The sequence below is a fragment of the Erythrobacter sp. SD-21 genome (genome assembly GCF_000181515.1).
Classification (GTDB): Bacteria; Pseudomonadota; Alphaproteobacteria; order Sphingomonadales; family Sphingomonadaceae; genus Qipengyuania.
Genome location: NZ_ABCG01000002.1, coordinates 422,301 through 446,915, shown reverse-complemented (window position 1 = coordinate 446,915; position 24,615 = coordinate 422,301). Strand labels below are relative to the sequence as shown.

Genomic DNA, 24,615 nt, shown 5'->3' with positions numbered 1-24,615 from the left:
TTGCGGATCGACCGTCTGCTCTGCACCCTGCGCTTCGTGCGCACCCGCAGCGCAGCGCGCAAACTGGTCGACCAGGGCCACATCCGGCGCAACGGTGAGCGAGTCCTGCGTCCCAGCCGCGATATTGCGGTGGGCGATGTCCTCACCCTGCCTGTCGGCAGGCACGTCAAGCTGATCGAGGTGCTCCAGCTTCCCGAGCGGCGCGGACCTCCGCGCGAGGCGCAAGAATGTTATCGGGAACTTGACCCCGGCGCATGAATAGCCATAGCAGCGCTGAACCACAGTACACACAGGGAAACCGTACCCCATGACCTACGTCGTCACCGACGCCTGCATCAAATGCAAATACACCGACTGCGTCGAGGTCTGCCCGGTCGATTGCTTCTACGAGGGCGAGAACATGCTCGTCATCAATCCGTCGGAATGCATCGATTGCGGCGTGTGCGAACCCGAATGCCCGGCAGAGGCAATCCTGCCCGATACCGAGGACAATCTTGAAAAGTGGCTTGAACTGAACACCAAGTTCAGCGCCGAATGGCCGAACATCACGAGCCAGAAGGAGCCGCCCGCCGATGCCGACGAGCACAAGGGCGAGGAAGGTAAGTTCGATAAATTCTTCAGCGCTGAACCGGGCGAGGGCGACTGATTGACCGACGCCAGCGCAGAAACGGCTCACGCGGATCGCCAGGACGTTCCTGCTGATCGAGACGAGAACTGGTTCGCCGCGCTCAAGCGCGCCTATACCGAAGCGAACAAGGACAATGCCGGGATCGTCGCGGCAGGCGTTGCCTATTACGCTTTTCTCGCCATCGTCCCGCTACTGGCTGCGATGGTCATGGGATATGGCCTGTTCGCCGATCCTGCGACAGCCGCCGCCCATGCCGAGACGCTTGCCGGGACGTTGCCGCGAGACGCCGCCGAACTGATCAACGGACAGCTCAAATCGGCTGCGGAGGCGGCAACGGGTGCTAAAGGATTCGGTCTTCTCATCGCCCTGGGTGTGGCACTAATGGGTGCTCGCGGAGGCGCCAACGCTTTGGTCAAGGCGCTGAATATCGCTTACGATATCGAAGAGGAGCGCGGTTTTTTCCGAAAGAACCTTCTGGCGCTGGGTATGACGGTGGGGGCAGCAATCGGCCTGATAGTGGTGGTCGGCGCGGTAACGGCGGCCGGGGTACTGGAAGGTATCACGGGACAGCTCGCCAGTTTGTTCGTTACGTTCGGTTTCGCTGCGTTGGGTGCGGCGCTCGTTTACCGCGTCGCGCCTCACCGCGATGCGCCTGCGTTCAAGTTCCAGTTGCCAGGCGCGGTGTTCTTCGCCGTCGCTATCGTGGTGCTGACGGCCCTGTTCGGGTTTTATGTCGCTAATTTCGGCAGTTACAACGCGACCTATGGTTCGCTGGGCGCTGTAGTCGTGCTGCTGACTTGGCTGTATTTGGCTGCTTATGCGCTGCTGTTGGGGGCGGAACTGAACGCACCGTCCGAACATACCGAGACTGTGCGAGGTTGATCCTTCAAGCGCCGAAGGGGCGTATCGGTCGAGGACTCGCAATTTTCGCAAGTACGTGCTATATAATGCAACAACTGCGCCGGTCATGGCCGGGCAGATGTGAGAATTGAAAGGTCCGCACTACCAGCAACACCATCGGGAAGGATTTCGCCGCGCGCCGCTTTGCCGCTCGCGGAAGGGCCTCTTGACGATGTTGCATCCCCCCGCGCGGCCCGGACGAAAGGATTGATGCATGGCGAGCAAGGCAGACGCCTTCGACGTTGGCGATTACGTTGTCTACCCCAAGCACGGCGTGGGCCGTGTCATCGAACTGCAGAGCGAGGAAATCGCCGGAATGCAACTCGATCTCTATGTCCTCCGCTTCGAGAAAGAGCGCATGACGCTGCGCGTTCCGGTGAACAAGGTCGAATCGATCGGCATGCGCAAGCTGTCGAGCGACAAGACCCTCAAGGAAGCGATGGAAACGCTGAAGGGCAAGCCCAAGGTCAAGCGCACAATGTGGAGCCGCCGCGCCCAGGAATACGAAGCCAAGATCAACTCGGGCGAGATCGTCCTGATCGCGGAAGTCACGCGCGACCTGTTCCGCCCCGACGACCAGCCGGAACAGAGCTATTCGGAGCGCCAGATTTTCGAAGCAGCCTCGAGCCGTCTTGCACGCGAACTCGCAGCGATGGAGAAGACCGACGAGGCGACCGCGCTGGAAAAGATCCTCGACGTCCTGCGCGAGCACGCTCCGCAGTACTATGAGAATACCGAAGAAGCCTGATCGGCCAACGCCCGAAGGCATTCGACGAAGGGGCCGCTCCGCATGGGGCGGCCCTTTTACTTTGGCTTGAAGATATCCGGTTGCCGTATTATATCACCAATACGGCTGTCGAAGCACACTGGATTCGAAGGGAAGGATATTTCGCCATGATTCACAAGGTTCTCAAGGGACTCGCCCCCGTCGCCGCACTTGCCGCCAGCGCGATGCTCTCCGGTTGCAACATCGACATGCAGATCGGCGATGGCAAGGGTGTGCCTCTCGCCGAACTCGACACCAGCGGCGCCTCGCCGAGCGAGATTGTGCTTGCCGGCCCCGATACCATCGTCGTCTCGCGCGGCGAGGCTTTCGATATCAACGTTTCGGGTGACGAGCGCGCGGTCGAGGCGCTGCGCTTCTATCTCGAGGACGATGCCCTCGCCGTCAGCCGCGAGAAGGACAGCGGCAAGAACATCGGCACCGCCACCGTGGGCGTGACCATGCCCAGTCTGACCGCCATGGTGATGGCCGGTTCAGGCACGATCGAAGCCGACGAAATGGAGGGGCGCGCCGAAGTGACCATCGCGGGATCCGGCACGGTGAAGGTCGCCAGGATGGAAGCGACCTCCTTCGATCTCACGATCGCGGGATCGGGCGATTTCGAAGCGGGCGGCACGGCCAGCGCGCTCGACCTGACGGTGGCAGGCTCGGGTTCGGCCAGGATGGCCGGACTCCAGGTCGATAAGGCCGATATCTCCATTGCCGGCTCGGGCGATGCGGAATTCGCCTCAGATGGTACGGTCGACGCCAGCATCATCGGTTCGGGCGATGTGAAGGTCAGCGGCAGCGCGACCTGCACGGTCAGCGCCATGGGCTCGGGCAAGCTGCGCTGCTCGGCAGGCAGTTCGCGGACCGCAGCTGCCGGCACGCAAAGTGAGGCTCCGGCCGCGCCTGACGCCCCCGCGGCGCCCGACGCGCCCTAAATTCATCGAATACTCACCAAATCCGGGCTATGGGCGGCGCATCGAAAGGAAATAAAATGCGTCGCCCTGCCTTTATCGCCCTCCCCCTTGCCGCCCTCATGCTGGGCGGGTGCCTCTCTACCGTCGCCGATGTGGTGACAGCGCCGGTCAAGGTGGCCGCCAAGGGTGTGGACCTTGCCACCACCAGCCAGTCCGAAGCCGACGAGAAGCGCGGGCGCAAACTGCGCAAGCGCGAGGAACGTCTCGGCAAGCTCGAGCGCGAGTACGAAAAGCAGCTCGATGAATGCAACGACGGCAATCGGCGCGCCTGCGACGAGGCGACGGACACCTATGCGGAAATCCAGCAGATCCTGCCCACTATCCCGGTCGAACCTGAAAAGGACTAATCGGGCGGAGTTGCGGCGCGGCGGATACGGTCGTTGATCGCTCGGCCGATCCCTTCCGCGGGAATAGGCGCTATGGCGATGCGCGGCTTGTGCGACGCGGCACCCTCGTGAAGGCAGGCGTAAAGCCGTGACGCCGCTTCCTCCAGATCGCCCCCGACCGAGAGCGAGCAATCGCCCGTAACCTTCCCGAAACCAATATAGAATTCGTCCTCGACGGAGCGGATGACGTCGAGACGCACGGGTTTGCCGGGGGCGTAATGGCTGGCGAGCTGTCCGGGGGCCTCGATCTTGCCAACCCCGTCTTGCGCCATAGCTCCGGCATCCAGCTGCACCGGCCCGGGCCGCAGCACTTCCACGCGTCCGTCTGCGCGGACCGCCGCGATGGTCGATTCCACGCCAGCGCGGCACTCGCCCCCATCGAGAACGGCGTCGATGCGCCCGTCGAGCGACGTCAGCACATGCTCCGCCGTCGTTGGGCTGATGAATCCACTGCGGTTGGCCGAAGGCGCGGCGAGCGGGACATCGACGCTCTGCAGGATTTTTCGCATTATCGGGTGGTTGGGCATTCGGACTGCCACCGTTTCGAGCCCTGCCGTCACCGTATCGGCAAGCTTGGCGTCGGTACGGCTTGGCAGGACCAGCGTCAGCGGTCCGGGCCAGTGCGCCTCGGCGAGCGCCTCCGCTTCCGGCGAGAATTCGGCCAGGTTTCGTGCGACTTTCATCGAGGCGACATGGACGATCAGCGGATTGAAGCTCGGCCGCCCCTTCGCCTCGTAAATCAGCGAGACGGCAGCCATATCGTCCGCTCTTGCGGCGAGGCCGTAGACCGTTTCGGTCGGCACCGCGACGAGGCCGCCCGCGCGCAGGATCTCTGCGGCGCGCGCCATGCCACCTTTGTCCGCTGCAAGCGTTTCCGTAGCGTATTTGCCGCTCATGCCCGCGCGCTATATCTGCAGGGCGCCAAAAGCCAAGAGGATACCCCGTGACCTACACTCCCGCCACACAGGACCAGTTGCTCGCCATCCGCGTGAACGCCGGAATCGAGGAGCTTGCGCAAAGCGAACGCTTCGCCGCCGCCGAGCCCGACATGGTGGAAGCGATCGTCGAGGGCGTGGGGCAGTTCGCGGCCGGCGAGTTTGCCCCTCTCAACCGTGTGGGCGACCTCGAAGGCGCGAAGCTGGAAAACGGCGTTGTGCGCCTGCCCGATGGCTATGCGGACGCCTATGCGCATTATGTCGAGCAGGGGTGGAACGCCATCGCCTCGCCAGCGGAATTCGGCGGACAGGGCCTGCCCTTCACGCTCGCCTGCAACGTGCTGGAGAACCTCGGCACGGCGAACATGGCCTTCAACCTGCTGCCGATGCTGTCGGTCGGCGCGATCGAGGCTCTGGAGCACCATGGCTCGGAGGAGTTGCAGCAGAAATACCTGCCCGATCTCGTCAGTGGGAAGTGGTCCGGCACGATGAACCTGACCGAACCGCAGGCCGGCTCCGACGTCGGGGCGCTGCGCACCACCGCCAAGCCGATTACCGAGGGCGAGCACACGGGCAAGTTCCTCATCAAGGGCCAGAAGATCTACATCACCTGGGGCGAGCACGAGCTGGCGGAGAACATCATCCACCTCGTCCTCGCGCGCTTGCCCGATGCGCCGGAGGGAAGCCGCGGTATCTCGCTCTTCACCGTGCCCAAGTATCATGTGAAACCGGATGGCTCGCTCGGCGCGCATAACGATCTTCGCTGCGTGAGCCTCGAGCACAAGCTCGGCATCAACGCCTCGCCCACCTGCGTGATGAGCTATGGCGACAATGACGAATGCATCGGTGAGCTCGTTGGCACAGAGAACCGCGGGCTGGCGGCCATGTTCACGATGATGAACAACGCGCGCATCAATGTCGGCAATCAGGGCGTGCAGATCGGCGAACGCGCAACGCAGCAGGCGCTCGATTACGCGAAGGAGCGCGTCCAGTCGGCGCGCGCCGGGTCGCCCGACAAGGCCGCCGTCTCGATAATTGAGCATCCCGACGTGCGCCGTATGCTGCTGCGCATGAAGGCGCTGACCGAAGGCGCGCGGGCGGTGCTATATTACACCGCAGGACAGGTCGATCGCGGGGTTCTGGGCGATGAGGCCGCCAAGGCGCGCGGCGAGGTCCTGACCCCGCTTATCAAGGCCTGGGGCACCGATATCGGCATCGAAGTCGCCAGCCTCGGCATCCAGGTCCACGGCGGCATGGGCCTCGTCGAGGAAACCGGCGCGGCGCAGCACTGGCGCGATTCGCGCATTGCCCCGATATACGAAGGCACGAACGGTATCCAGGCCGCCGATCTCGTCACGCGTAAGCTGGGGCTCGACAATGGCGAGGCGCTGATTGGCCTGACCAAGGAAATTGCGCGCGATTGCGCGGACTATCCTGCGCTTTTCGCGCTGGCAGGCGACTGCGCAGCCGTGGCGAAGTGGATGCGCGAGGAAGCCAGTCTGGACGATAAGCTCGCAGGAAGCGTGCCCTTCTGCACCATGCTCTCGGTAGCGGTGGCGGGATGGCAGCTGGTGCACCAGCTGCGCGCCGTAGAAGCCGGGGATGCGCCCGCTCTGGCGGCGACGAAGCCGGCCACCGTGCGCTTCTTCCTCGAGCGCATCGTGCCTGAGGCGTCGGGGCTTAAGGCCGCAGCCACCGCCGGGGGCGCGGCGCTCTACGAAATCGAGACCGCCGCACTGTTGGGTTAGCCTTCGGGGACGATGCGGGCGTAATCGTCGGCGCCGAAAGAGGCGTCCTGTCCGCGCAGTTCGCGCTGCGGCGGAAGGCGGTCGCCTGAAATTCTCGCGATCGCGCCTTGCGGCGTCGCGCCGGGCGATGTTACGCGCCAGATGATCCCGGCCGTATCGTCGCTGACAAGAAGCGATCCGTCGCCCGCCCATTCGACCCAGGTTGGGCGGCCGCGTGTGTCGCCGTCGGGCTTCAGGAAGCCGGTAAGGACCGGAATCGGCTTTCCGGTCGGATTGCCGCGCTCGTCGAAGGCGACATAGACCACGTCGTACCCTGAGGGCGGCTTGCGGTTCCATGAGCCATGGCGCGCGATGAAGGCGCCGCTGGAGAAGCCTTCGCCCATTGCCGCGCCTTCCTTGCTGAAGACGAGACCGAGCGCGGCCACATGGGGACCGAGCGCGTATTCAGGGCGGCGCACGTAACTGATATACTGTGGCACGGGCTCTTCCACGCGGCGATCGTAATTGTCGCCCCAATAGACCCACGGCCAGCCATACTGCGCGCCGACAGGCACGTTGGTGAGGTAATCGGGCACGAGGTCCGAACCGAGCATGTCGCGCTCGTTGACCGTGGTCCAAAGTTCGCCCGACCAGGGATTGAAATCGAGGCCGTTGGCGTTGCGCAGGCCTCCGGCGAACTGGCGGCGGCTCCCGGTTTCGAGGTTGACCTCCCAGATCAGCGCGCGGCCTTCCTCTGCCGCCATGCCCTTGTCGCCGATGTTTGTGTCCGAACCGACCGCGACATAGAGGAGATCGCCGTCGGGGTGGAGCTCGAGATTGCGCATCCAGTGTCCGCCCCCACCGGCAAGGTCGGTCACCCTGCGGGGTTTCGACGCCACGCTGTCGCTGCCGAGTTCATATTGGAAAGCAAGGACTTCGTCGTGGTTCGCGATGTAAAGTGTGTCGTCGCCCCACGCGAGGCCGGACGGCGAATCGAGGCCGTCGACAAGCACGCGGCGCGTTTCTGCCGTGCCGTCGCCGTCGGCATCACGGAGCAACACCACTTGGTTGGCCGAGGGACCGTTCGCGCCGGCCTTGGTCATGAGCTTGTTGGCGATCCAGCCCATCAGGCCGCCGCCTCCCTGGTTCGGCGAGCGGGTGAGCGAGACCAAGATGTCGCCATTAGGCAAGGCGTATACCGTGCGCGGGTGGTCGAGTCCCTCGGCGAAGCGGTTTACCGCGAGGCCCTCGGCGGCCTCGGGGACTTCGCCCTCGGCCCAGCCCACCGGTTCGGCGATAGCCACCGTCGGGAAAGTCTCGGCATCGGCCTCCTGCAAGGTCGGGTCGGTGCCGGTAACTTCGTCGATCGGCAAGTCGGCCGTGTCGCCGCGCGTCACGATAAAGGCGAAGATCCCCAGTAGGAGGAGGATGACGAGAAGGGCGATGCCCAGCTTCTTGAGGATGCTCATGGGTTTGGGGATAGTGCAGCCCCGCGCAGGCCGCAACGCCCCTTGCGCATGAGCGTGAGGTCCCTAATTGACCGCCCATGTTCGATTTTCGCCCCGCGGACGATTGTCCCAAGCCCGAAGCCCATCGCCAGTTGCACGAGGCTGCCGACGCGCTGACCGCTGATGAGCCCGATGGTGTGGCCAATATGGCCAATATCGCAGCTCTCCTGTGGGATTTCCTTCCCGATGTGAACTGGACGGGCTTTTACCGCATGGTCGAAGGCGAACTGGTGCTTGGGCCCTTCATGGGGCGTCCAGCCTGTATTCGTATCCCGCTCGGCAAGGGCGTGTGCGGCGTGGCGGCTGCCGATGCGGCGACCCAGCTAGTGGAAGACGTCCACGCCTTCCCCGGCCATATCGCCTGCGATTCGGTAACCAATTCGGAGCTGGTCGTCCCCGTCCTGCGAAACGGCGACGTCGTGGCGGTGATCGATCTCGATAGCCCGTCCAAGGCGCGCTTCGATGAGGAAGATCGCGCCGGAATTGAACGGCTTGCCGAGATTATTTCCGATCGTATCTGAGGATTAGATATCGCCGCCGGTGAGCCGCTGGCAGATCAAATCGAGTTGGTCCAGCGTACGGTAACCGATCGTCACCGTGCCATTGCCCGGTGCGCCCTCGGTCTTGATCCGCACGGGCAGGCCGAGGAATTCCTCCAAGTGGCCCTGCACTGCCGCGATGTCGGCGTCGTTAGCCGCTTCCGAGACCGGTTTGGCGTCCCCGCCAGCCTTTGCCTTCTTGGGTTTCTCGCCGCGCGCGAGCTTTTCGACTTCGCGCACCGAGAGATTGTCGTTTACCGCTTTCCGAGCGATTTCTGCGGCGGCCTCGTTGCCGATCAGCGGGCGCGCATGGCCCATGGTGAGCTTGCCTTTTGCAAGCATTTCAAGGACTTCTTCGGGCAAGGCGAGAAGGCGCTGGAAATTCGCGACATGGCTGCGCGACTTGTCGACCAGCGCGGCGATTTCGGCCTGGGTCATGCCTTCCTCGTCGGAAAGCTTCTGATAGGCGCGCGCCTCTTCCAGCGGGTTGAGGTCTTCGCGTTGCAGGTTCTCGATCAGCGCCAGCGCCATGATCTCGCGCTTGTCGAGATCGCGAACGATGGCGGGAATTGCATGCAGCCGCGCGCGCTGAGCAGCGCGCCAGCGGCGTTCACCGGCGACCAGCTGGTACCGCCCTGCCCCGTTCGGCGTGACGATGATCGGCTGGATGACCCCACGCTGCGCGATAGAGGCGGCAAGCTGGTCAAGCGCTTCGTCGTCGAAGTGTGTACGAGGCTGACCGGGAAGTGGCGAGATGTCCGCTACCGGAATATCGTTCAGTCCCGAAGTCGACGCTCCGGCAGATGCGGCTGCCACTTCGTTGCTATCGTTACTATTTTCGCGGACCAGCGGTTCCTCGCGCTGGATCTCGCCCATCAGCGCACCAAGGCCGCGGCCAAGCTTTTTCTTGCGATCGACAGCGGCGCTCATGCAGCTTTCCTCTTCTCGGGCAGGCGTCCGATCAGCTCGCGAGCCAGACCGATGTAGGCGCGGCTTCCGGGACAATTGTGGTCATATATCAGGGCAGGCATGCCGTGGCTCGGCGCTTCCGACAGGCGCACATTGCGCGGAATGACGTTCTCGAAGACGAGATTACCGAGGCAATCGCGCACATCGTCAGCCACCTGGTCGGTGAGCTTGTTGCGGCGGTCGAACATGGTCAGTGCGATACCGACAATGCCCAGATCGGGGTTGAAGCGCTGCTGAACGCGCTCGACGGTCTGCAGAAGCTGGCTGAGGCCCTCCAGCGCGAAGAATTCGCACTGCAGCGGCACCATCAGCGTATCGGCCGCACCAAGCGCGTTGAGCGTCAACAAGCCAAGCGACGGCGGGCAGTCGATAAAAGCGACATCGTATCCAGCGAAACCGGTTTGCGGTGCCGTCAGCGTTTTCTGCAGGCGATGGGTACGGTCCTCGACCGAGACGAGCTCCACCTCGGCCCCGGAGAGGTCCTGCGTGGCGGGCACGATATCCAGACTTGGGATTTCGGTTTTTTGGGCCGCCTGCGCCAGCGTCGCGTCGCCGAGGAGAAGATCGTAGGTCGTATATTCGCGCGAGGCGTTATCGATGCCGAGGCCGGTCGATGCGTTACCCTGGGGGTCGAGGTCAATCAGGAGCGTCTTCCAGCCGGAAGCCGCCATAGCGGTGGCGATATTGATGGCAGTGGTCGTCTTTCCCACCCCGCCTTTCTGGTTTGCGATCGCGATCGTGATCATTCTTACGCCCCTACCTTGCCTTTTCCGACGACGATCCCGGCTTCGCCATCCGTTTGGGAGTGTTCCACGTGGAACATTTTGCGCAGTTTACGCGGCAGTTCCTCGACCTCTTGCGCTGCCGACCGCCCTTTGGGCAACACCCAGTAAGTGCGACCTGTGGAGAAGCGTGCGGATAAATCGAGCAGCTTCGGCAAAGGAGCGAAGGCTCGGGCCGAGATTACTGCGGCTTTTCGGGTGTCGACAAGTTCGAGACGTTTTCCCTCGATTTCGCAATTGGCGAGACCAAGTCTGGTGACCATCGCCTGCAACCACTCGAGTCGACGCTTGCGTGATTCGACGAGGACCGTGGGTTCGTCGGGCCGGAGGAGCGCGAGCACGAGGCCAGGGAAGCCCGCTCCGCTGCCGAGGTCGAACCAGGGCCCCTTTGTTTCACGTGGAACATGCGGGATCAGTTGTGCGGAATCGGCAAAGTGGCGTACCCAGACATCGTCGAGCGAGCCACGCGATACAAGGTTCTGACGCTCGTTCTCCTCGCGAAGAGCATTGAAGAGGAGCTCCAGTTTCTCGATGGTCTCGGGGTCGGACAGGCTTAGAATGAATTCGCGGGCCTGCGCTTCGGTCGTGATCATGCCGCCTGACCCTCAAGTCGGCGCGCGTGGACTAGCAAGGCAGCGAGCGCTGCAGGGGTGATGCCGGGAACACGCCCGGCGGCCGAGAGCGTTTCCGGTTGGGCCTTATTGAGGCGTTCGATCATCTCGTTCGAAAGTCCAGGTACACGAGCATAGGGGAAGTCTGCGGGCAGGCGCAGCCTCTCACCTGCCTTCAGGTCCCGCAGTTCCGCCTCCTGCCGCAACAGATAGGGCTCGTAAATCGTGTCCTCCACCATCTCGACGGTAAGCGCGTCCTGAGGGTCTATCCCGCCCACAATACCCGCCAACTCTTCGATGGAAATCTGCCCTCCCCTGAGCCACTCCCTCAAGCGCTGCGAGCCGCGATCGGCCTTGGCTCGAATGCCGCCCTCGATGAGCGTGTTGGCGTGCAGCTCCTCCTCCAGCTGGTTGTCGATCACCAAACGCCGCTCTTCACGGTGGCTGAACCACTCGGCCCGCTCAGCTCCGACAAGGCAGGCTTCGATGCCAAGCCCGGTCAGGCGCGTATCCGCATTGGCGGCACGCAGCCGCAGCCGGTATTCGGCGCGCGATGTCAGCATGCGATAAGGCTCGCTGACGCCCTGCAGCGTCAGATCGTCGACCATGACCGCGATATAGGAATTGGACCGGTCGAGACCTACCGGCTCGCGGCCCAGGACGGTCGCCGCGGCGCTCATGCCCGCGACCAGACCCTGGGCGGCAGCTTCCTCATAACCCGTGGTCCCGTTGATCTGCCCGGCGCAATAGAGGCCCGGAATTGTCTTTACCTCCAGCGAACTCCTGAGCGCGCGAGGATCGATGTGATCGTATTCCACCGCGTAACCGGGAACCGCCATCTCGACCCGCTCGAGTCCCTTCATCGCGCGCAGCATGTCGTGCTGCACATCCGTCGGCAGCGAGGTACTGATGCCGTTGGGATAGACGAGATCGGTCGAAAGGCCTTCGGGCTCGAGGAAAATCTGGTGCCCCTCCCTATCGCCGAAGCGATGGATCTTGTCTTCGATGGAGGGACAATAGCGCGGACCCGCAGCGCCGATGGCTCCCGAGAAAAGCGGCGAGCGATCGAGATTCACGCGGATAATGTCATGCGCCTTTTCGTTTGTGCGGGTGATGGCGCAGAAGACCTGTGGATTCATTCGCTGCGTCGAAAGGGACGACATGGTCCACGCTTCCCCATCGGAGGGCTGCTCCTCGAGCACCGCCCAGTCGATGGTCTTGCCGTCGAGGCGCGGCGGCGTGCCCGTCTTGAGCCGAGCCATCGGTAGGTCGGCCTCGCGCAGCTGCGACGCCAGGACGCGCGCCGCATCTTCTCCGATGCGACCACCCTCGAAGCGCTCCTCACCACGAAACAGCGTCCCGCCTAGAAAAGTGCCCGTGCACAGGATCACCGCGGGGGCCGAGAGAGCCGAGCCATCGGCAAGCGCCAAGCCCGTTACCCTTCCCCCTTCGAGAACCAATGATGCTGCCTCGCCCTCGACCAGTTCGAGGCTTTCCTGCGATTTTACGTTCCCCTGAACAGCACGATGGAACAGCGCTCGATCGGCCTGCACCCGGGGCCCCCAGACCGCGCTCCCCTTGGAACGGTTGAGCATCCGGTAATGGATCGCCGCCGCATCGGCCGCGCGCCCGATCACGCCATCGAGAGCGTCGACTTCGCGAACGAGATGCCCTTTGCCCAGACCGCCGATGGCCGGGTTGCAGCTCATCGCGCCGATCTTCGTGAGATCGAAACTGACGAGTGCCGTCGCTGCGCCCATGCGCGCAGCGACGCAAGCCGCTTCGACGCCGGCGTGTCCGCCGCCGACTACGATGATATCGAAATTCCGCATGTCCGCGCCGATACCGCAATGCGCCTAGCAGGCAAAGAGCTAAGAGTGTTGCACGTGGAACAATCCCAGCGACTACTTGCCGATGCAGAACCGTCCAAAGAGCGCGTCGAGCATGTCCTCGGTGGAATGACGTCCCAGCAAGCGATCGAGCGCAAGCCGTGCGAGCCGAAGGCGCTCACCCGTCAACAAGACATCGTCACCTTCGTCGATGCCTTGCAGCGCTTCATGCGCGTCGTTTAACGCCGAGGTCTGGCGAAAGTTCAACGCGACCTCTCCCGGGCGCGGAAGCAGATTTCGCGAGTTCTCAATAAGCCCTCGCACCAAATCCTCGATCCCCGAACCGGTTACAACCGAAACCTCGTAATCCGGCGAGGTTTTCCGGGAGTCGCCCAGATCGACGCGCGCACCGATTTCAAGACACCCATCGGGCCCCCGCCCTTCATCGCCCAGCCAGAGGACAATGTCTGCTCGTTCGAGCTGGTCGCGAGCGCGATCGATACCAATACGCTCGATCTCTCCCGCACTGTCATCGCGCAAGCCCGCCGTATCGACCAGCACGAAAGGAACACTGCCGAGCGCAATCGGTCGCTCGATAACATCGCGCGTCGTACCTGCCTCTGCCGAGACGATGGCCGCGCCCTCGTCGAGAAGAGCGTTAAACAGAGATGACTTACCCGTATTCGGGGGCCCGGCCAGCACGACACGTATACCGTCTTTGAGCCGCTCAATCTGAGGGGCATCAAGCGCGCGGCGCCATTCGCCTAACAATCCCGAAAGTTCCACGTGGAACATTTCTGGCAATTCGCCGACATCGTCTTCGTCGCCGAAGTCGAGTTGAGATTCCACCAGGGCCGAGAGTCCGAGCACACGCGAGCGCCACCCCTCGACCTTCTGGGACAGGCCACCACCCGCAGCCGCCTCAGCAGCCCGCCGCTGCAATTCGGTTTCAGCTGAAAGTAAGTCACCAAGGCCTTCTGCCTCGGCTAAATCGATCACACCGTTGGCGAAGGCACGACGGGTAAATTCGCCCGGTTCGGCGCGGCGGAGGCCGTCACGTGCTGCCAGATCGGCCTCGATCGCAGCAATAACTGCCCTGCCCCCGTGGCAGTGAAACTCGGCAAGATCTTCGCCGGTCGCGGTCTTGGGTCCGGGAAACCACAACACCAGCGCCCGGTCGAGCACACGACCATCGGCGCCCTTGACCGCTCGAACGCTTGCCCGCCTCTCCCCGGGCAAGGCGCCCGTCATCGCCTCGACTGTATCGCCTGCAAGCGGACCGCTTATCCGCACGACACCGATGGCAGCCGGCGGCGCTCCGCTGGAGAGGGCGAAAATCGTGTCGGTCATTCTCGGGATGAAACCTTAGTCGCTGGGGGTGTCGGGCTTCTTGCCCTGCCCCTTTGCCGCCTGTGCGCCTTCCATGAAGCTTTGGAACAGTTTGAACCCGGCCTGCCCCATCGGCGCGAGCTGGCGGGCATAATCCTGAAGTTGATCAGTACTGGTCACACCCTTCATCGCCTTCGACATCATGTCGACATAGATGTCGTTCGCCTTACCTACGTCAGGCAGGCCCATGAAGGTCCGCGCCTCTTCGGGCGTGCAGTCGATTTCGATTTGGACCTTCATCGCGTTTCCTCCGTTAAGGCTTGCATGGCGAGCGTTTGTGCGCCCTATCTGGGACCGGATAGCGCGTCATGCAAGCATAAGACACTTAGAGACCCGAGGGAGAGCCTTACCGATGAGCGAGACCGTAACGATTGCCACCCTGTCCGGCGACGCCAGCTTCAAGGCCTACGTCGCCCGCCCTGCCGATACCCCAAAGGCGGCGATCCTCGTGATCCAGGAAATCTTCGGCGTGAATGCGGGCATTCGCCGCAAATGCGACAAGCTGGCCGAAGACGGCTATCTCGCGGTGGCGCCCGACTTGTTCTGGCGGCTCGAACCCGGCGTGGAACTCGACCCCGATGTAGAGCCGGAATTCCAGCGCGCGCTCGACCTGATGGGAAAGTTCGACCAGGACCAAGGCATTCGGGATATCGAGGCGACGATCCATCACATTCGCCGAGAGGAAGGCGTCGCAATGGTCGGTTGCGTCGGATACTGCCTCGGCGGCCGACTCGCCTATATGACCGCCGCACGCACCGATGTGAACGCCTCGGTCGGCTATTACGGCGTCGGGATCGACGGGCTGCTCAATGAAAAGCACGCGATCGCCCATCCGCTCCTGCTTCACGTGCCCACCGAAGACGGCTTCGTGGACAAGGACACGCAGAAGGCGATGCACGACGGTCTGGACGAGCACCCCAAGGTGACGCTCTACGATTACGAAGGACTCGACCACGGGTTTGCCACCGAATTCGGCAAGCGCCGCGACGAAAAGGCCGCGAACCTAGCCGACGGGCGGACCGCCGATTTCTTCAAGGAGCATCTCGCCTGAGCACGCGCGCATGATCGAGCGCCTGCCCTTTCGCTATCTCGTTCCGTTCGGGCTGCTGGTCCTCGTGGCCGGCGCGTGGGCTTGGGAGTCTGCAAGGTGGAGCCTGTGGCTACTTTTCCCAGCCCTCGCACTGGCAATTTGGGATTTTTTCCAATCAGATCATACTCTTAGACGGAATTATCCACTGCTCGCCCGAATTCGGTGGCTGATGGAGGACCTCCGGCCTTTCGCGCAGGCCTATATCGTCGAGGACGATCTTGAAGGGCGGCCCTTCAGCCACCAAGCACGTTCGCTGGTCTATGCGCGCGCCAAAGGTGATCTCGATAAGCATCCTATGGGCACCGAGCTCGACGTCTATTCAGATGAATACGAGTGGGTCGGCCACTCCATCGCACCCACCAGCGATGTGGCAGAGGAATGGCGCGTGACGGTGGGCGAAGGCAGCTGCGCCAAGCCCTACTCGTCGTCATTGCTCAACATCTCTGCGATGAGCTTCGGTTCGCTCTCCGCCCGCGCGATCGAGGCGCTCAACATGGGCGCCAAGCTGGGCAATTTCGCGCATAATACAGGCGAGGGCTCGATCAGCCGCTATCACCGCGGACCCGGCGGCGACCTGATTTGGGAGCTGGGCAGCGGCTATTTCGGCGCGCGACGGGAAGACGGACGCTTCGATCCGGACAAGTTTCGCGACAACGCGGCGAGCGATCAGGTGAAGATGATCGAGCTCAAGCTTAGCCAGGGCGCCAAGCCCGGCCATGGCGGCGTGCTCCCCGGAGCCAAGGTCACGAAGGAAATCGCCGAGGCCCGGGGCGTGCCGCAGGGGCAGGACGTAAACTCTCCCGCCGCTCATCCGGAATTCGACACCCCGATCGAATTGCTGGAATTCGTCACCCGCTTGCGTGACCTCTCGGGCGGCAAGCCTACCGGCATCAAACTGTGTGTCGGCCAGCCGCACGAGATCTTCGCGCTGTGCAAGGCCATGCTGGAAACCGAAATGCATCCCGATTTCATCACCGTCGACGGCGCGGAAGGTGGAACCGGCGCAGCCCCGCTAGAGCTTTCCAACTCGGTCGGAATGCCGCTGCGCGAAGGGCAAATCTTCGTGCGCAACATGCTGGTCGGCACGGGCCTGAGGCACAAGGTGAAGATCGCCACTTCGGGCAAGATCCACTCCGGCGCACAAATGGCCAAAAGCTTCGCGCTGGGAGCCGACTGGTGCAACGCCGCCCGCCCCTTCATGTTCGCGCTCGGCTGCGTCCAATCGATGAACTGCCACAAGGGAACCTGCCCCACCGGAATCGCAACGCAGGAAGAATGGCGCCAGCGCGGCCTCGTGATTGAAGACAAAGCCCCGCGCGTCGCCCGTTTCCAGCGTCAGACGCTGCATTCCCTGCGCGAGATCACCATTGCCATGGGCCTTCAGTCCCCCTGGGAAATGAAACCGCTCGACATGCGCGAACGCATCAACGGCGCGCGCTCGGACGCGTTCGACAAGATCTACTATTTTGTCGAGGAAGGCGTATTGCTCGACAAGCCTCAGACCACACCGCTTGCGCGGCATTGGGAAGCCGCCCGGGCCAACAGCTTCAGGAGGGATGGATGAGCGCCGAAAAAGGATTGGCACGCTGGTATGAGGTGATTGAAAACGGCTCGTTGCCCGCCGAGCTGGCCGCGATCATCCATGAGGACACAGCTTTCCACTCCCCCGTCGTCCATTCCCCGCAGAAGGGGCGCGATCTGGTGGTGGCCTATCTCTCCGCCGCCGGCCAGACGCTGGGTAACGACAGTTTCACCTATATCCGCGAACTGGTCGATGGCGAGAACGCTTGCCTCGAGTTCACCGCCGAAATGGACGGCATTCACGTCAACGGGTCGATATTATCCGCTTCGACGAGAACGGCTTGATCACCGACTTCAAGGTCATGGTGCGGCCTCTTAAAGCGGTAAACAAAGTGTGGGAGCAGATGGCTGCGATGCTGGAAGCGATGAAGGGATGAAACGAGAAGGGCCGCCCGGATCAATCCGGCGGCCCTTCACGATTATCATTGTATTGTAATCGCTTACTGGTTCATCGTCGCGAAGAAGTCTTCGTTGGTCTTGGAATCCTTCATTTTGTCGAGAAGGAATTCCATCGCATCGATGGTGCCCATCTGCATGAGGATACGGCGCAGGACCCACATCTTCGAAAGCTGGTCCTTGCCCACCAGGAGTTCTTCCTTGCGGGTGCCGGACTTGCCGACATCAAGCGCCGGGAAGATACGCTTGTCGGCGACCTTGCGGTCGAGCACGATTTCGCTGTTACCGGTGCCCTTGAACTCTTCGAAGATAACCTCGTCCATGCGGCTGCCAGTGTCGATCAACGCGGTGGCGATGATCGAGAGCGAGCCGCCTTCCTCGATGTTGCGCGCCGCGCCGAAGAAGCGCTTCGGGCGCTGGAGCGCGTTGGCGTCGACACCGCCGGTCAGCACCTTGCCCGAGCTGGGCACCACCGTGTTGTAGGCGCGGCCGAGGCGCGTGATCGAATCGAGCAGGATGACGACGTCATGCTTGTGCTCGACAAGGCGCTTGGCCTTCTCGATTACCATTTCGGCGACCTGGACATGGCGGTTGGCCGGCTCGTCGAAGGTCGAGGAGATGACCTCGCCCTTCACGCTGCGCTGCATGTCGGTGACTTCTTCCGGACGCTCGTCGACAAGCAGGACCAGCAGGAAGACTTCCGGGTGATTGTCCGTGATCGCCTTGGCGATGTTCTGCAGCAGCACCGTCTTACCGGTACGCGGTGGCGCCACGATCAGCGCGCGCTGGCCCTTGCCCTGCGGCGAGATGATGTCGATCACGCGTGCGGACTTGTCCTTCACCGTCGGATCGAGCGTGTCGAGCGACAGCTTCTCGTCGGGATAGAGCGGCGTGAGGTTGTCGAAATTGGTGCGATGGCGCACCGCGTCCGGATCGTCGAAATTGACCTTGTAGAGCTTGGTCAGCGCGAAATAGCGTTCGCCTTCCTTGGGCGCGCGGATCTCGCCTTCGACCGTGTCGCCGGTGCGCAGTCCCCATTTGCGGACCTGGTTGGGCGAGACATAGATATCGTCGGGGCCGGCGAGATAGTTCGCCTCGGGGCTGCGCAGGAAGCCGAAACCGTCCTGCAACACCTCGATGGTGCCGATGCCCATGATCTTTTCTTCGTATTCCTCGTCTTCGGCGAGTTCGCGAAGGATGCAGAACATCAGGTCCTGCCGGCGCATGGTCGATGCGCCTTCGACGCCCAGTTCCTCGGCCATGGCCACGAGGTCTGCCGGCGTTTTCTCTTTCAAATCCTTGAGATGCATAGATGTTTACTCAGATTTCGAGTGTGCGTGGCCGGCAGGTCGGTATGGGCTTGGAGAAAGCGGACCCGGCCCCGGCGGATATGCGGGGCCTGTAGCCGGTAGAGGCCGCTTAAATAGGATTCCGCTCGCCTCGCGTCAATCGCGAAGCCGCTTCGGTCACATATTGCGGTAAACAACCACGGTGATGACGATCAACGCGAGCAAAATGCCGGGAATCTCGCCCAACAGGCGCAACTGCTTCTCGGTCAGCGGACGCTCGCCCGCGGCCATCTTCTTCGATTGCGCGACCATATAGCCGTGGAAGCCGCTCAGAAGCACCACAAGCGACAATTTGGCGTGGAGCCACCCCTCACCCCACGCAAGCAGCGTTTGGGCCAGGAGAAGGCCCAGAACCCACACTACGACGATGCTGGGAGTGAGGATTACCTTGCGCAGCAATCCCATACGCTTTTCCCAATGCTTCGATTCCTCGGAGCCGGGTGCCGCGGGGTGCAAGTAGATCATCTGGCGCGGCAGCATGAAGAGGCCCGCCATCCAGAAGACCATGAAGATGATGTGGCCCGCCTTGAGCCAGAGATAGGTCATGACAAGTACATCCTGCATGCCGACAATCTAGGCGATCGACGCGCCGATTTCATCCCTGCCAGCCTCGCACGGCGGCAATCAGCCGCTCGACATGCGCAATCGGCGTGCGCCGGTCGATGCCGTGGCCGAGATTGAAAACATGCGGCCGGTCGGCGAAGGCCTCGAGGATCGTTTGGACGCGCTTTTCGAGCTGGTCGGAACCCGCCAGCAGCAGCAGCGGATCCAGGTTCCCCTGAACCGCCATGCCCGCCGGCAATTGGCGCGCCACCCAGGCGGGATCGAGCGTTTCGTCCACCCCGACCGCCTTCACGCCCGTTTCGCGCGCATAGACCGGCAATTTTTCGCCGGATCCCTTCGGAAACCCGATGACCGGCGTATCCGGATGCAATTCGGCAAGCGCCGCCACGATCCGCGCGTTGGGCGCGATGACCCAGCGTTCGAATTCATTCGGAGCAAGGCTGCCTGCCCAGCTGTCGAACAATTGCACCGCTTCGGCGCCTGCCTCGATCTGGCCGGAAAGGTAGGTGATCGTCTGCTCCGCAATTGTATCGATGATCGCCTGCAATTCGCCCGGATCGCGATAGGCGAGCGCGCGCGCTTCGTGCTGGTCCCTGCTGCCCTCGCCCGCCACCATGTAGGTGGCCACGGTCCAGGGACTTCCTGCAAAGCCCAGCATCGTCACCCCTTCGGGCAGACGTTGGCGGCAGAGGCGGACCGTTTCGTAGATCGGTTCGTAGCGCTCGGGCGCGCGGGTCAGCGATTCCAGCGAGGCATCGACCAGCCGTGGCGAGAGCTTGGGGCCTTCGCCCGCGAGGAATTCGAGATTCTGGCCAAGCGCATGGGGCACGATCAAGATATCGGAAAACAGGATAGCGCCGTCGAAACCGAAGCGGTCGATGGGCTGCAAGGTTATCTCGCACGCCGCCTCGCTATCGTAGGCCATGGCGAGGAACCCGCCTTTTTGGGCGCGCAGCTCGCGATATTCGGGAAGGTACCGGCCTGCCTGGCGCATGAGCCAAAGAGGGACCTGCGAAGAGCGTGTACCGTTGAGCGTGTCGAGAAGGAGACCGGGCATTCAGGAGTCCAATAATACCTAGTTATTATAAGGATTGATGGAGTCTGTTGGCCCTGTGGATATCGGGCACAAGCCGCCCCTGCCCTATTTCCGGGCCCGATGGAAGGCTTGCGTGGGCACAGGCGAATCGTGACGCGGCCTGAGTCGAGTCGAACTTCTCCCCATTGTCCCCAGCCTCTGCAAAACTTGATCCTTGCTGTGCGGGAATCGGGCCCGAACAGGACTCGTAACGGGGACGGAATTCATCACCGAACTTGTCGGCAGACCTGTCCCGTGGTTTATCCCAAGGCTGTCCACACCCCCAAATCCGAGGCAATCATAGCCGACCGTATCCACCTCCATCTCCTGTCGGACAGCACCGGCGAAACGCTGGAAATGCTTGCAAAAGCGGCGCTTGCGCAGTTCGACGACGCCGCCGTGGTGCGCCATTTCTGGCCGATGGTGCGCTCGAAGCAGCATCTTGACCGGATCGTACCTGAACTCAAGGCCAACCCGGGACTTGTGCTCTTCACATTGGTCAACGCCGAAGCGCGTGCGCGGCTGGAAGAGGTCTGCTCGCAAGACGGTCTGCCCGCCGTCCCCATTCTCGACCGCGTGACCGAGGCGCTGGAAAAGGCGCTCGGACAGGAAGCGCATGGCCGTCCCGGCCGCCAGCACCAGATGGACAAGGCCTATTTCGAGCGCGTCGAGGCCATCCAGTTCACGATCGCGCATGACGACGGGATCGGCTGGGACAATTGGGAGCAGGCCGACATTGTGCTCGCCGGGGTGTCGCGCAGCTCGAAGACACCGACCAGCATCTATCTCGCCAACCGCGGCTACAAGGTCGCCAATATCCCGCTGGTGGTGGAGAGCCCGCCGCCGCCCAAGCTGTTCGAACTGAAGAACCCGATGGTCGTCGGTCTCACCACCGCGCCCGAACGGCTGGTGCAGATCCGCCGCAACCGCCTGCTGACGCTCAACGAAAAGGCGGAGACGGACTATGTCGACAACGAGCGCGTGAAGAGCGAAGTGGCCTTCGCGCGGCGGATGTTTGCCGATAACGGCTGGCCGGTGATCGACGTGACCCGCCGCTCGATCGAGGAGACCGCAGCTGCGGTCATCCGCCTTTATGGCGAGCGCGCCCAGCGCGGGGATGGCGAGTTCGAGGGAGTGAAAGCGATATGAGAGCTCTTGCAGGAGGCGGCATCGTGCTCGCGTCCAATTCGGCGTCGCGCAAGGCCATGCTGGAAGCCGCCGGCGTTGCGTTCGAAGCGCATCCGGCCGATGTCGACGAGCGCGCGCTCGAGGCGGAGATGGAAAGGGCGGAACCAACCGAAGTCGCGCAGGCCCTCGCCGCGGCCAAGGCAGCTGCCGTTTCGGATGCGCGGATCGTACTCGGCAGCGACTCGCTGGTCGAGGTCGATGGCCACCGTTTCGACAAGCCCGCGAACCGCGAGCAGGCCGCCGAGCATTTGCGCTTCTTTTCCGGCAAGGTGATGACGCTCCACAGCGCTGCCGCGCTGGCGAAGGACGGCCAGATCTTCTGGGTCGGGTCGGATTTTGCGCGGCTCCGCGTGCGCGAGCTCTCCGAAGACTTCATCACGGCCTATCTCGAGGCCGAGTGGCCGGAGGTTTCCTATTGCGTGGGCGTTTTCCGCATCGAAGGCCCCGGCGTGCAATTGTTCGAAAGCATCATGGGCGACCAGTTCACCGTGCTCGGCATGCCGCTTTTGCAGGTGCTCGATGCGCTGCGCGAGGAAGGCGTCCTCACCTCGTGAGCCACTATGCCGAAGTGATCGGCGATCCGATCGCCCAGTCGAAATCGCCCGCAATCCATGGCTTCTGGTTCGAAAAGCTGGGCCTCGACGCGGACTACCGCGCGCATCGCGTCACAGCGGAAGACCTTCCCGCCTACATCGCCGCGCGGCGCGAAGACCCGAACTGGCGCGGGTGCAACGTCACCATGCCGCACAAACAGGCGGTGCTGCCGCTGGTCGACCGGCTCGAGCCGCTGGCCAAGCGGGTGGGCGCGGTGAACACCATCCACCGCGCGAAAGACGGCGCGCTCGTCGGGCGCAACACCGATGTGGCGGGCTTCCTCGAACCCTTGCGCGCACGACTGAAGCAGCAGCATTATTTTCGCATGGCGCGTGTGCTCGGCACCGGCGGCGCGGCGCGCGCGATAGTCGCAGCCCTCGCCAGCGAAGGCTTCACGCTGGTGGTAGCCGGGCGTGATCCTGCCAAGGCGCGGACCTTGCTGGACGAACTGGCACCGGGCGAACACCATACCGCCCCGCTCGTGCATTTCGCCGAGGCCACCGACTTCGCCTTCGACGACCGCGTGGGCTGCTGCGATCTCGTGATCAACGCCAGCCCCTTGGGCATGCGCGGCCAGCCCCCGCTCGCTTTCGACTGGAGCCACGCCCCGCCCGGCTCGCTTGCCTACGATATCGTCACCGACCCGGTGGTGACCGATTTTCTCAAGGCGGCCCGCAAGGCCGGTTTCGAGACCGTCGACGGGCTCGCCATGCTTATCGGCCAGGCGGCTGCGGCCTTCTCCCATTTCTTCGGGCAGGAACCTCCGCGCGAGCACGATGCCGAGCTGCGCGAAAGGCTCACCGCGTGACCAAACCGCTGATCATCGGCCTCACCGGCTCCATCGGCATGGGCAAATCGACCGTCGCCGCGATGTTCGAAGCGGCGGGCGTGCCCGTCTTCGACGCCGACGCCGAGGTGCGCGCCATGCAGGGACCGGGCGGCGAACTCGTACCGCCAATCGAGGCGGAATTTCCGGGAAGCACCGATGAGACCGGCGTCCTGCGCGAAAAGCTCGGCGCGCAGGTGTTCGGCGATCCGGAAGCCCTCGCCCGCCTCGAAGCCATCGTCCACCCGGCTGTCGCCCGCAGGCGCGAGGCTTTCCTGATCGAGCATTTCGGCGCGCCCTTCGCCGTCTTCGATATCCCGCTATTGTTCGAGAAAGACGGCCAGGCCCTGGTCGACCGCATCGTGGTCGTCTCGGCACCGGCCGAAGTGCAGCGCGCCCGAGTGCTGGCGCGGCCGGGCATGACGCCGGAGAAATTCGCCCATATCCTTGGATTACAGACACCCGACGCCGAGAAGCGTGAGCGTGCGACCTATGTCATCGATACCGGCCAGTCGCTGGCCGAGACCGAGGACGAAGTGCTGACGCTTATTGCTACGCTTCGAAGTGAACGCATGGAGGGCGCGGGCCAGAAATAGGGACTTGTAACCCCCTTGTAATCTGCGCGCACGAGTCCGATAGGTTAGCTAATGCGTGAGATCGTCTTCGATACCGAAACCACCGGTTTGGACCCCAGGACTGGGGACCGGATGGTGGAAATCGGCTGCGTCGAGATGGTCAGTCTCGTACCCACGGGAAACACCTTCCACGCCTATTACAATCCCGAGCGTGACATGCCTGCCGGCGCCGAAGCGGTGCACGGCCTGTCCGCCGCTTTTCTGTCCGACAAGCCGCTGTTCCGCGACACCGCGCACGAATTGCTGGACTTTATCGGCGACGCGCCGCTGATCGCGCATAACGCGGGCTTCGACTTCGGCTTCCTCAACGCCGAACTCGCGCTGTGCGAGCGTGAGGCGGTGTGCATGAGCCGCATGATCGATACGGTCGCCCTGGCGAAGAAGCGTCATCCGGGCGCGAAGCTCTCGCTCGACGCGCTTTGCACGCGCTACGGAATTGATCGCAGCCACCGCGTGAAGCACGGGGCGCTTCTCGATGCCGAATTGCTGGCGCAGGTCTATGTCGAACTGAAGGGCGGCCGGCAGATCGGGCTCGAACTCGCGGCCGAAACCGCGGCTGTGGAGATCACGACGGAAGTCGTCGCCGTGCGCAAGGCTCCCGACGGTCCGAGGCGCGAGGCACGTCCGCATGCGCCGACGCCGGAAGAGCTGGCGCGGCATCGCGAATTCATGGCCGGGATAGAAAACCCTCTCTGGGGGTAATTATCCCGCGCACTGCATCCGGCTGACGGGGCCGGTCAAAATCCGGGGTGCGATTAAAAGGAGAGATACTTCATGGATATCCGTGTTTCGGGCCACCAGATCGACACCGGCGCAGCCTTGCAGACCCATGTCGAAGACCGAATGCAGGGCATCGTTGAAAAGTATTTCAACCGCGCGATCTCCAGCCATGTGACCTTCGGCAAGGCCGCGGGCGGGTCCTACTCCTCCGACATTGTCGCGCATGTGATGCAGGGCCTCATCCTGAAGGGCCACGCCGAAGCGCACGACGTCCACCAGGCCTTCGATGCGGCAGCGGCTAAGATCGAAAAGCAATTGCGCCGCTACAAGCGCCGAATCAAGGACCGCCACGAACAGGCCGACCACGCCATGCGCGAACAGGAAGCCGCCTATACGATTCTCGCCGCCCCCGATTCCGACACCGAGGCCGAGGTCGAGCACGACAGCCCGCCGGTGATTGCGGAAACCAGCGCGCTCATCCCCGAATGCTCGGTCGCCGACGCGGTAATGCTGCTCGATCTGCAGAACGCCAACGCGCTGTTCTTCAAGAACGGGGCTACCGAGAAACATAATATGGTCTATCGCCGCGCCGATGGTTCGATCGGCTGGGTCGAACCGCGCGGTTGAGCGAAGGACGGACGGAATTTA

28 protein-coding genes are annotated in these 24,615 nt (G+C 63.0%); 17 read left to right on the top strand and 11 right to left on the bottom strand.

What is annotated here, in order from left to right; all coding sequences use genetic code 11:
• The 6 genes from ED21_RS05525 (at nucleotide 1) to ED21_RS05500 (ending at nucleotide 3,621) form a co-directional block, all read left to right on the top strand.
• Nucleotides 1-258: an RNA-binding S4 domain-containing protein gene (locus ED21_RS05525; RefSeq protein WP_006832859.1), complete on the top strand. Its 258-nt coding sequence runs from the start codon at nucleotides 1-3 to the stop codon at nucleotides 256-258.
• 49 nt (nucleotides 259-307) lie between these two features.
• Nucleotides 308-646 (top strand): ferredoxin FdxA, encoded by a 339-nt coding sequence (gene fdxA / locus ED21_RS05520; RefSeq protein WP_006832858.1) that lies wholly within the window; start codon nucleotides 308-310, stop codon nucleotides 644-646.
• Complete coding sequence (locus tag ED21_RS05515; RefSeq protein WP_006832857.1) at nucleotides 647-1,510, top strand: YihY/virulence factor BrkB family protein; 864 nt, start codon at nucleotides 647-649, stop codon at nucleotides 1,508-1,510.
• A 232-nt stretch (nucleotides 1,511-1,742) separates the two neighbouring features.
• Nucleotides 1,743-2,276 (top strand): CarD family transcriptional regulator, encoded by a 534-nt coding sequence (locus ED21_RS05510; protein WP_006832856.1) that lies wholly within the window; start codon nucleotides 1,743-1,745, stop codon nucleotides 2,274-2,276.
• A 146-nt stretch (nucleotides 2,277-2,422) separates the two neighbouring features.
• On the top strand, nucleotides 2,423-3,235 hold the full coding sequence (locus tag ED21_RS05505) for a head GIN domain-containing protein (protein ID WP_006832855.1): 813 nt from the start codon (nucleotides 2,423-2,425) through the stop codon (nucleotides 3,233-3,235).
• A gap of 56 nt (nucleotides 3,236-3,291) precedes the next feature.
• Nucleotides 3,292-3,621: a hypothetical protein gene (locus ED21_RS05500; protein ID WP_034921645.1), complete on the top strand. Its 330-nt coding sequence runs from the start codon at nucleotides 3,292-3,294 to the stop codon at nucleotides 3,619-3,621.
• Here ED21_RS05500 and ED21_RS05495 read toward each other — a convergent pair.
• Nucleotides 3,618-4,556, bottom strand: coding sequence for an L-threonylcarbamoyladenylate synthase (locus tag ED21_RS05495; RefSeq protein WP_006832853.1), 939 nt, complete (start codon nucleotides 4,554-4,556; stop codon nucleotides 3,618-3,620). The genes ED21_RS05500 and ED21_RS05495 overlap by 4 nt on opposite strands.
• A 47-nt stretch (nucleotides 4,557-4,603) precedes the next feature.
• Here ED21_RS05495 and ED21_RS05490 point away from each other — a divergent pair, with 47 nt between their 5' ends.
• Nucleotides 4,604-6,343, top strand: a complete 1,740-nt coding sequence (locus ED21_RS05490) for an acyl-CoA dehydrogenase (RefSeq protein WP_006832852.1) — start codon at nucleotides 4,604-4,606, stop codon at nucleotides 6,341-6,343.
• Here ED21_RS05490 and ED21_RS05485 read toward each other — a convergent pair.
• Entirely contained in the window at nucleotides 6,340-7,791 is a 1,452-nt protein-coding gene (locus ED21_RS05485) for a sorbosone dehydrogenase family protein (RefSeq protein ID WP_006832851.1), read from the bottom strand. The two genes, ED21_RS05490 and ED21_RS05485, sit on opposite strands and share 4 nt — an antisense overlap.
• Nucleotides 7,792-7,868: 77 nt before the next feature.
• Here ED21_RS05485 and ED21_RS05480 point away from each other — a divergent pair, with 77 nt between their 5' ends.
• Nucleotides 7,869-8,351 (top strand): GAF domain-containing protein, encoded by a 483-nt coding sequence (locus ED21_RS05480; RefSeq protein ID WP_006832850.1) that lies wholly within the window; start codon nucleotides 7,869-7,871, stop codon nucleotides 8,349-8,351.
• Between the two features lie 3 nt (nucleotides 8,352-8,354).
• Here ED21_RS05480 and ED21_RS05475 read toward each other — a convergent pair whose 3' ends face one another.
• The 6 genes from ED21_RS05475 to ED21_RS05450 form a co-directional block, all read right to left on the bottom strand.
• Entirely contained in the window at nucleotides 8,355-9,299 is a 945-nt protein-coding gene (locus ED21_RS05475; protein ID WP_002649865.1) for a ParB/RepB/Spo0J family partition protein, read from the bottom strand.
• Nucleotides 9,296-10,084, bottom strand: a complete 789-nt coding sequence (locus ED21_RS05470) for a ParA family protein (protein WP_006832849.1) — start codon at nucleotides 10,082-10,084, stop codon at nucleotides 9,296-9,298. The genes ED21_RS05475 and ED21_RS05470 overlap by 4 nt, the downstream gene beginning before the upstream one ends.
• A 2-nt stretch (nucleotides 10,085-10,086) precedes the next feature.
• Complete coding sequence (gene rsmG / locus ED21_RS05465; protein ID WP_006832848.1) at nucleotides 10,087-10,713, bottom strand: 16S rRNA (guanine(527)-N(7))-methyltransferase RsmG; 627 nt, start codon at nucleotides 10,711-10,713, stop codon at nucleotides 10,087-10,089.
• Nucleotides 10,710-12,563, bottom strand: a complete 1,854-nt coding sequence (gene mnmG / locus ED21_RS05460; protein ID WP_006832847.1) for a tRNA uridine-5-carboxymethylaminomethyl(34) synthesis enzyme MnmG — start codon at nucleotides 12,561-12,563, stop codon at nucleotides 10,710-10,712. Before mnmG ends, rsmG begins: the two co-directional genes overlap by 4 nt.
• Nucleotides 12,564-12,635: 72 nt before the next feature.
• Nucleotides 12,636-13,910: a tRNA uridine-5-carboxymethylaminomethyl(34) synthesis GTPase MnmE gene (mnmE, locus tag ED21_RS05455; RefSeq protein ID WP_006832846.1), complete on the bottom strand. Its 1,275-nt coding sequence runs from the start codon at nucleotides 13,908-13,910 to the stop codon at nucleotides 12,636-12,638.
• 15 nt (nucleotides 13,911-13,925) lie between these two features.
• Complete coding sequence (locus ED21_RS05450) at nucleotides 13,926-14,189, bottom strand: DUF6489 family protein (RefSeq protein ID WP_006832845.1); 264 nt, start codon at nucleotides 14,187-14,189, stop codon at nucleotides 13,926-13,928.
• Between the two features lie 112 nt (nucleotides 14,190-14,301).
• Here ED21_RS05450 and ED21_RS05445 point away from each other — a divergent pair, with 112 nt between their 5' ends.
• From ED21_RS05445 to ED21_RS05435, 3 genes are all read left to right on the top strand, one after another.
• Nucleotides 14,302-15,000: a dienelactone hydrolase family protein gene (locus ED21_RS05445; RefSeq protein ID WP_006832844.1), complete on the top strand. Its 699-nt coding sequence runs from the start codon at nucleotides 14,302-14,304 to the stop codon at nucleotides 14,998-15,000.
• A gap of 208 nt (nucleotides 15,001-15,208) precedes the next feature.
• A complete protein-coding gene (locus tag ED21_RS05440) occupies nucleotides 15,209-16,603 on the top strand; it encodes an FMN-binding glutamate synthase family protein (protein WP_006832843.1) in 1,395 nt (464 codons plus the stop codon).
• Nucleotides 16,600-16,905, top strand: a complete 306-nt coding sequence (locus ED21_RS05435) for a nuclear transport factor 2 family protein (RefSeq protein ID WP_006832842.1) — start codon at nucleotides 16,600-16,602, stop codon at nucleotides 16,903-16,905. Before ED21_RS05440 ends, ED21_RS05435 begins: the two co-directional genes overlap by 4 nt.
• Nucleotides 16,906-17,060: 155 nt before the next feature.
• Here the strand turns inward: ED21_RS05435 and rho are convergent, their stop codons facing one another.
• From rho to hemE, 3 genes are all read right to left on the bottom strand, one after another.
• Nucleotides 17,061-18,326, bottom strand: coding sequence for a transcription termination factor Rho (gene rho / locus ED21_RS05430; protein WP_006832840.1), 1,266 nt, complete (start codon nucleotides 18,324-18,326; stop codon nucleotides 17,061-17,063).
• Between the two features lie 156 nt (nucleotides 18,327-18,482).
• A complete protein-coding gene (locus ED21_RS05425; RefSeq protein WP_006832839.1) occupies nucleotides 18,483-18,929 on the bottom strand; it encodes a CopD family protein in 447 nt (148 codons plus the stop codon).
• A 31-nt stretch (nucleotides 18,930-18,960) separates the two neighbouring features.
• On the bottom strand, nucleotides 18,961-19,986 hold the full coding sequence (hemE, locus tag ED21_RS05420) for a uroporphyrinogen decarboxylase (RefSeq protein WP_034921467.1): 1,026 nt from the start codon (nucleotides 19,984-19,986) through the stop codon (nucleotides 18,961-18,963).
• A gap of 273 nt (nucleotides 19,987-20,259) precedes the next feature.
• On the opposite strand from hemE, the gene ED21_RS05415 reads away from it, so the two are divergent.
• The 6 genes from ED21_RS05415 (at nucleotide 20,260) to hpf (ending at nucleotide 24,594) form a co-directional block, all read left to right on the top strand.
• A complete protein-coding gene (locus tag ED21_RS05415; protein ID WP_006832837.1) occupies nucleotides 20,260-21,153 on the top strand; it encodes a pyruvate, water dikinase regulatory protein in 894 nt (297 codons plus the stop codon).
• Nucleotides 21,150-21,746, top strand: coding sequence for a nucleoside triphosphate pyrophosphatase (locus tag ED21_RS05410; protein ID WP_006832836.1), 597 nt, complete (start codon nucleotides 21,150-21,152; stop codon nucleotides 21,744-21,746). Before ED21_RS05415 ends, ED21_RS05410 begins: the two co-directional genes overlap by 4 nt.
• The gene (gene aroE, locus ED21_RS05405) at nucleotides 21,743-22,594 is read left to right on the top strand and encodes a shikimate dehydrogenase (protein ID WP_006832835.1); all 852 of its coding nucleotides are present in this window, start codon (nucleotides 21,743-21,745) and stop codon (nucleotides 22,592-22,594) included. Before ED21_RS05410 ends, aroE begins: the two co-directional genes overlap by 4 nt.
• Entirely contained in the window at nucleotides 22,591-23,208 is a 618-nt protein-coding gene (gene coaE / locus ED21_RS05400) for a dephospho-CoA kinase (RefSeq protein ID WP_006832834.1), read from the top strand. Before aroE ends, coaE begins: the two co-directional genes overlap by 4 nt.
• Nucleotides 23,209-23,259: 51 nt before the next feature.
• Complete coding sequence (dnaQ, locus tag ED21_RS05395) at nucleotides 23,260-23,949, top strand: DNA polymerase III subunit epsilon (RefSeq protein ID WP_006832833.1); 690 nt, start codon at nucleotides 23,260-23,262, stop codon at nucleotides 23,947-23,949.
• A gap of 72 nt (nucleotides 23,950-24,021) precedes the next feature.
• Entirely contained in the window at nucleotides 24,022-24,594 is a 573-nt protein-coding gene (hpf, locus tag ED21_RS05390; protein WP_006832832.1) for a ribosome hibernation-promoting factor, HPF/YfiA family, read from the top strand.
• Nucleotides 24,595-24,615 lie beyond the last annotated feature (21 nt).

What these genes read in the sequence shown, in the direction of transcription:
- fdxA (WP_006832858.1), top strand. Translation starts at nt 308, where the DNA reads ATGACCTACGTCGTCACCGACGCCTGCATCAAATGCAAATACACCGAC.
- ED21_RS05510 (WP_006832856.1), top strand. Translation starts at nt 1,743, where the DNA reads ATGGCGAGCAAGGCAGACGCCTTCGACGTTGGCGATTACGTTGTCTAC.
- ED21_RS05505 (WP_006832855.1), top strand. Translation starts at nt 2,423, where the DNA reads ATGATTCACAAGGTTCTCAAGGGACTCGCCCCCGTCGCCGCACTTGCC.
- ED21_RS05500 (WP_034921645.1), top strand. Translation starts at nt 3,292, where the DNA reads ATGCGTCGCCCTGCCTTTATCGCCCTCCCCCTTGCCGCCCTCATGCTG.
- ED21_RS05495 (WP_006832853.1), bottom strand. Translation starts at nt 4,556, where the DNA reads ATGAGCGGCAAATACGCTACGGAAACGCTTGCAGCGGACAAAGGTGGC.
- ED21_RS05485 (WP_006832851.1), bottom strand. Translation starts at nt 7,791, where the DNA reads ATGAGCATCCTCAAGAAGCTGGGCATCGCCCTTCTCGTCATCCTCCTC.
- ED21_RS05480 (WP_006832850.1), top strand. Translation starts at nt 7,869, where the DNA reads ATGTTCGATTTTCGCCCCGCGGACGATTGTCCCAAGCCCGAAGCCCAT.
- ED21_RS05475 (WP_002649865.1), bottom strand. Translation starts at nt 9,299, where the DNA reads ATGAGCGCCGCTGTCGATCGCAAGAAAAAGCTTGGCCGCGGCCTTGGT.
- ED21_RS05470 (WP_006832849.1), bottom strand. Translation starts at nt 10,084, where the DNA reads ATGATCACGATCGCGATCGCAAACCAGAAAGGCGGGGTGGGAAAGACG.
- rsmG (WP_006832848.1), bottom strand. Translation starts at nt 10,713, where the DNA reads ATGATCACGACCGAAGCGCAGGCCCGCGAATTCATTCTAAGCCTGTCC.
- mnmG (WP_006832847.1), bottom strand. Translation starts at nt 12,563, where the DNA reads ATGCGGAATTTCGATATCATCGTAGTCGGCGGCGGACACGCCGGCGTC.
- mnmE (WP_006832846.1), bottom strand. Translation starts at nt 13,910, where the DNA reads ATGACCGACACGATTTTCGCCCTCTCCAGCGGAGCGCCGCCGGCTGCC.
- ED21_RS05450 (WP_006832845.1), bottom strand. Translation starts at nt 14,189, where the DNA reads ATGAAGGTCCAAATCGAAATCGACTGCACGCCCGAAGAGGCGCGGACC.
- ED21_RS05445 (WP_006832844.1), top strand. Translation starts at nt 14,302, where the DNA reads ATGAGCGAGACCGTAACGATTGCCACCCTGTCCGGCGACGCCAGCTTC.
- ED21_RS05440 (WP_006832843.1), top strand. Translation starts at nt 15,209, where the DNA reads ATGGAGGACCTCCGGCCTTTCGCGCAGGCCTATATCGTCGAGGACGAT.
- ED21_RS05435 (WP_006832842.1), top strand. Translation starts at nt 16,600, where the DNA reads ATGAGCGCCGAAAAAGGATTGGCACGCTGGTATGAGGTGATTGAAAAC.
- rho (WP_006832840.1), bottom strand. Translation starts at nt 18,326, where the DNA reads ATGCATCTCAAGGATTTGAAAGAGAAAACGCCGGCAGACCTCGTGGCC.
- ED21_RS05425 (WP_006832839.1), bottom strand. Translation starts at nt 18,929, where the DNA reads ATGCAGGATGTACTTGTCATGACCTATCTCTGGCTCAAGGCGGGCCAC.
- hemE (WP_034921467.1), bottom strand. Translation starts at nt 19,986, where the DNA reads ATGCCCGGTCTCCTTCTCGACACGCTCAACGGTACACGCTCTTCGCAG.
- ED21_RS05410 (WP_006832836.1), top strand. Translation starts at nt 21,150, where the DNA reads ATGAGAGCTCTTGCAGGAGGCGGCATCGTGCTCGCGTCCAATTCGGCG.
- dnaQ (WP_006832833.1), top strand. Translation starts at nt 23,260, where the DNA reads ATGCGTGAGATCGTCTTCGATACCGAAACCACCGGTTTGGACCCCAGG.
- hpf (WP_006832832.1), top strand. Translation starts at nt 24,022, where the DNA reads ATGGATATCCGTGTTTCGGGCCACCAGATCGACACCGGCGCAGCCTTG.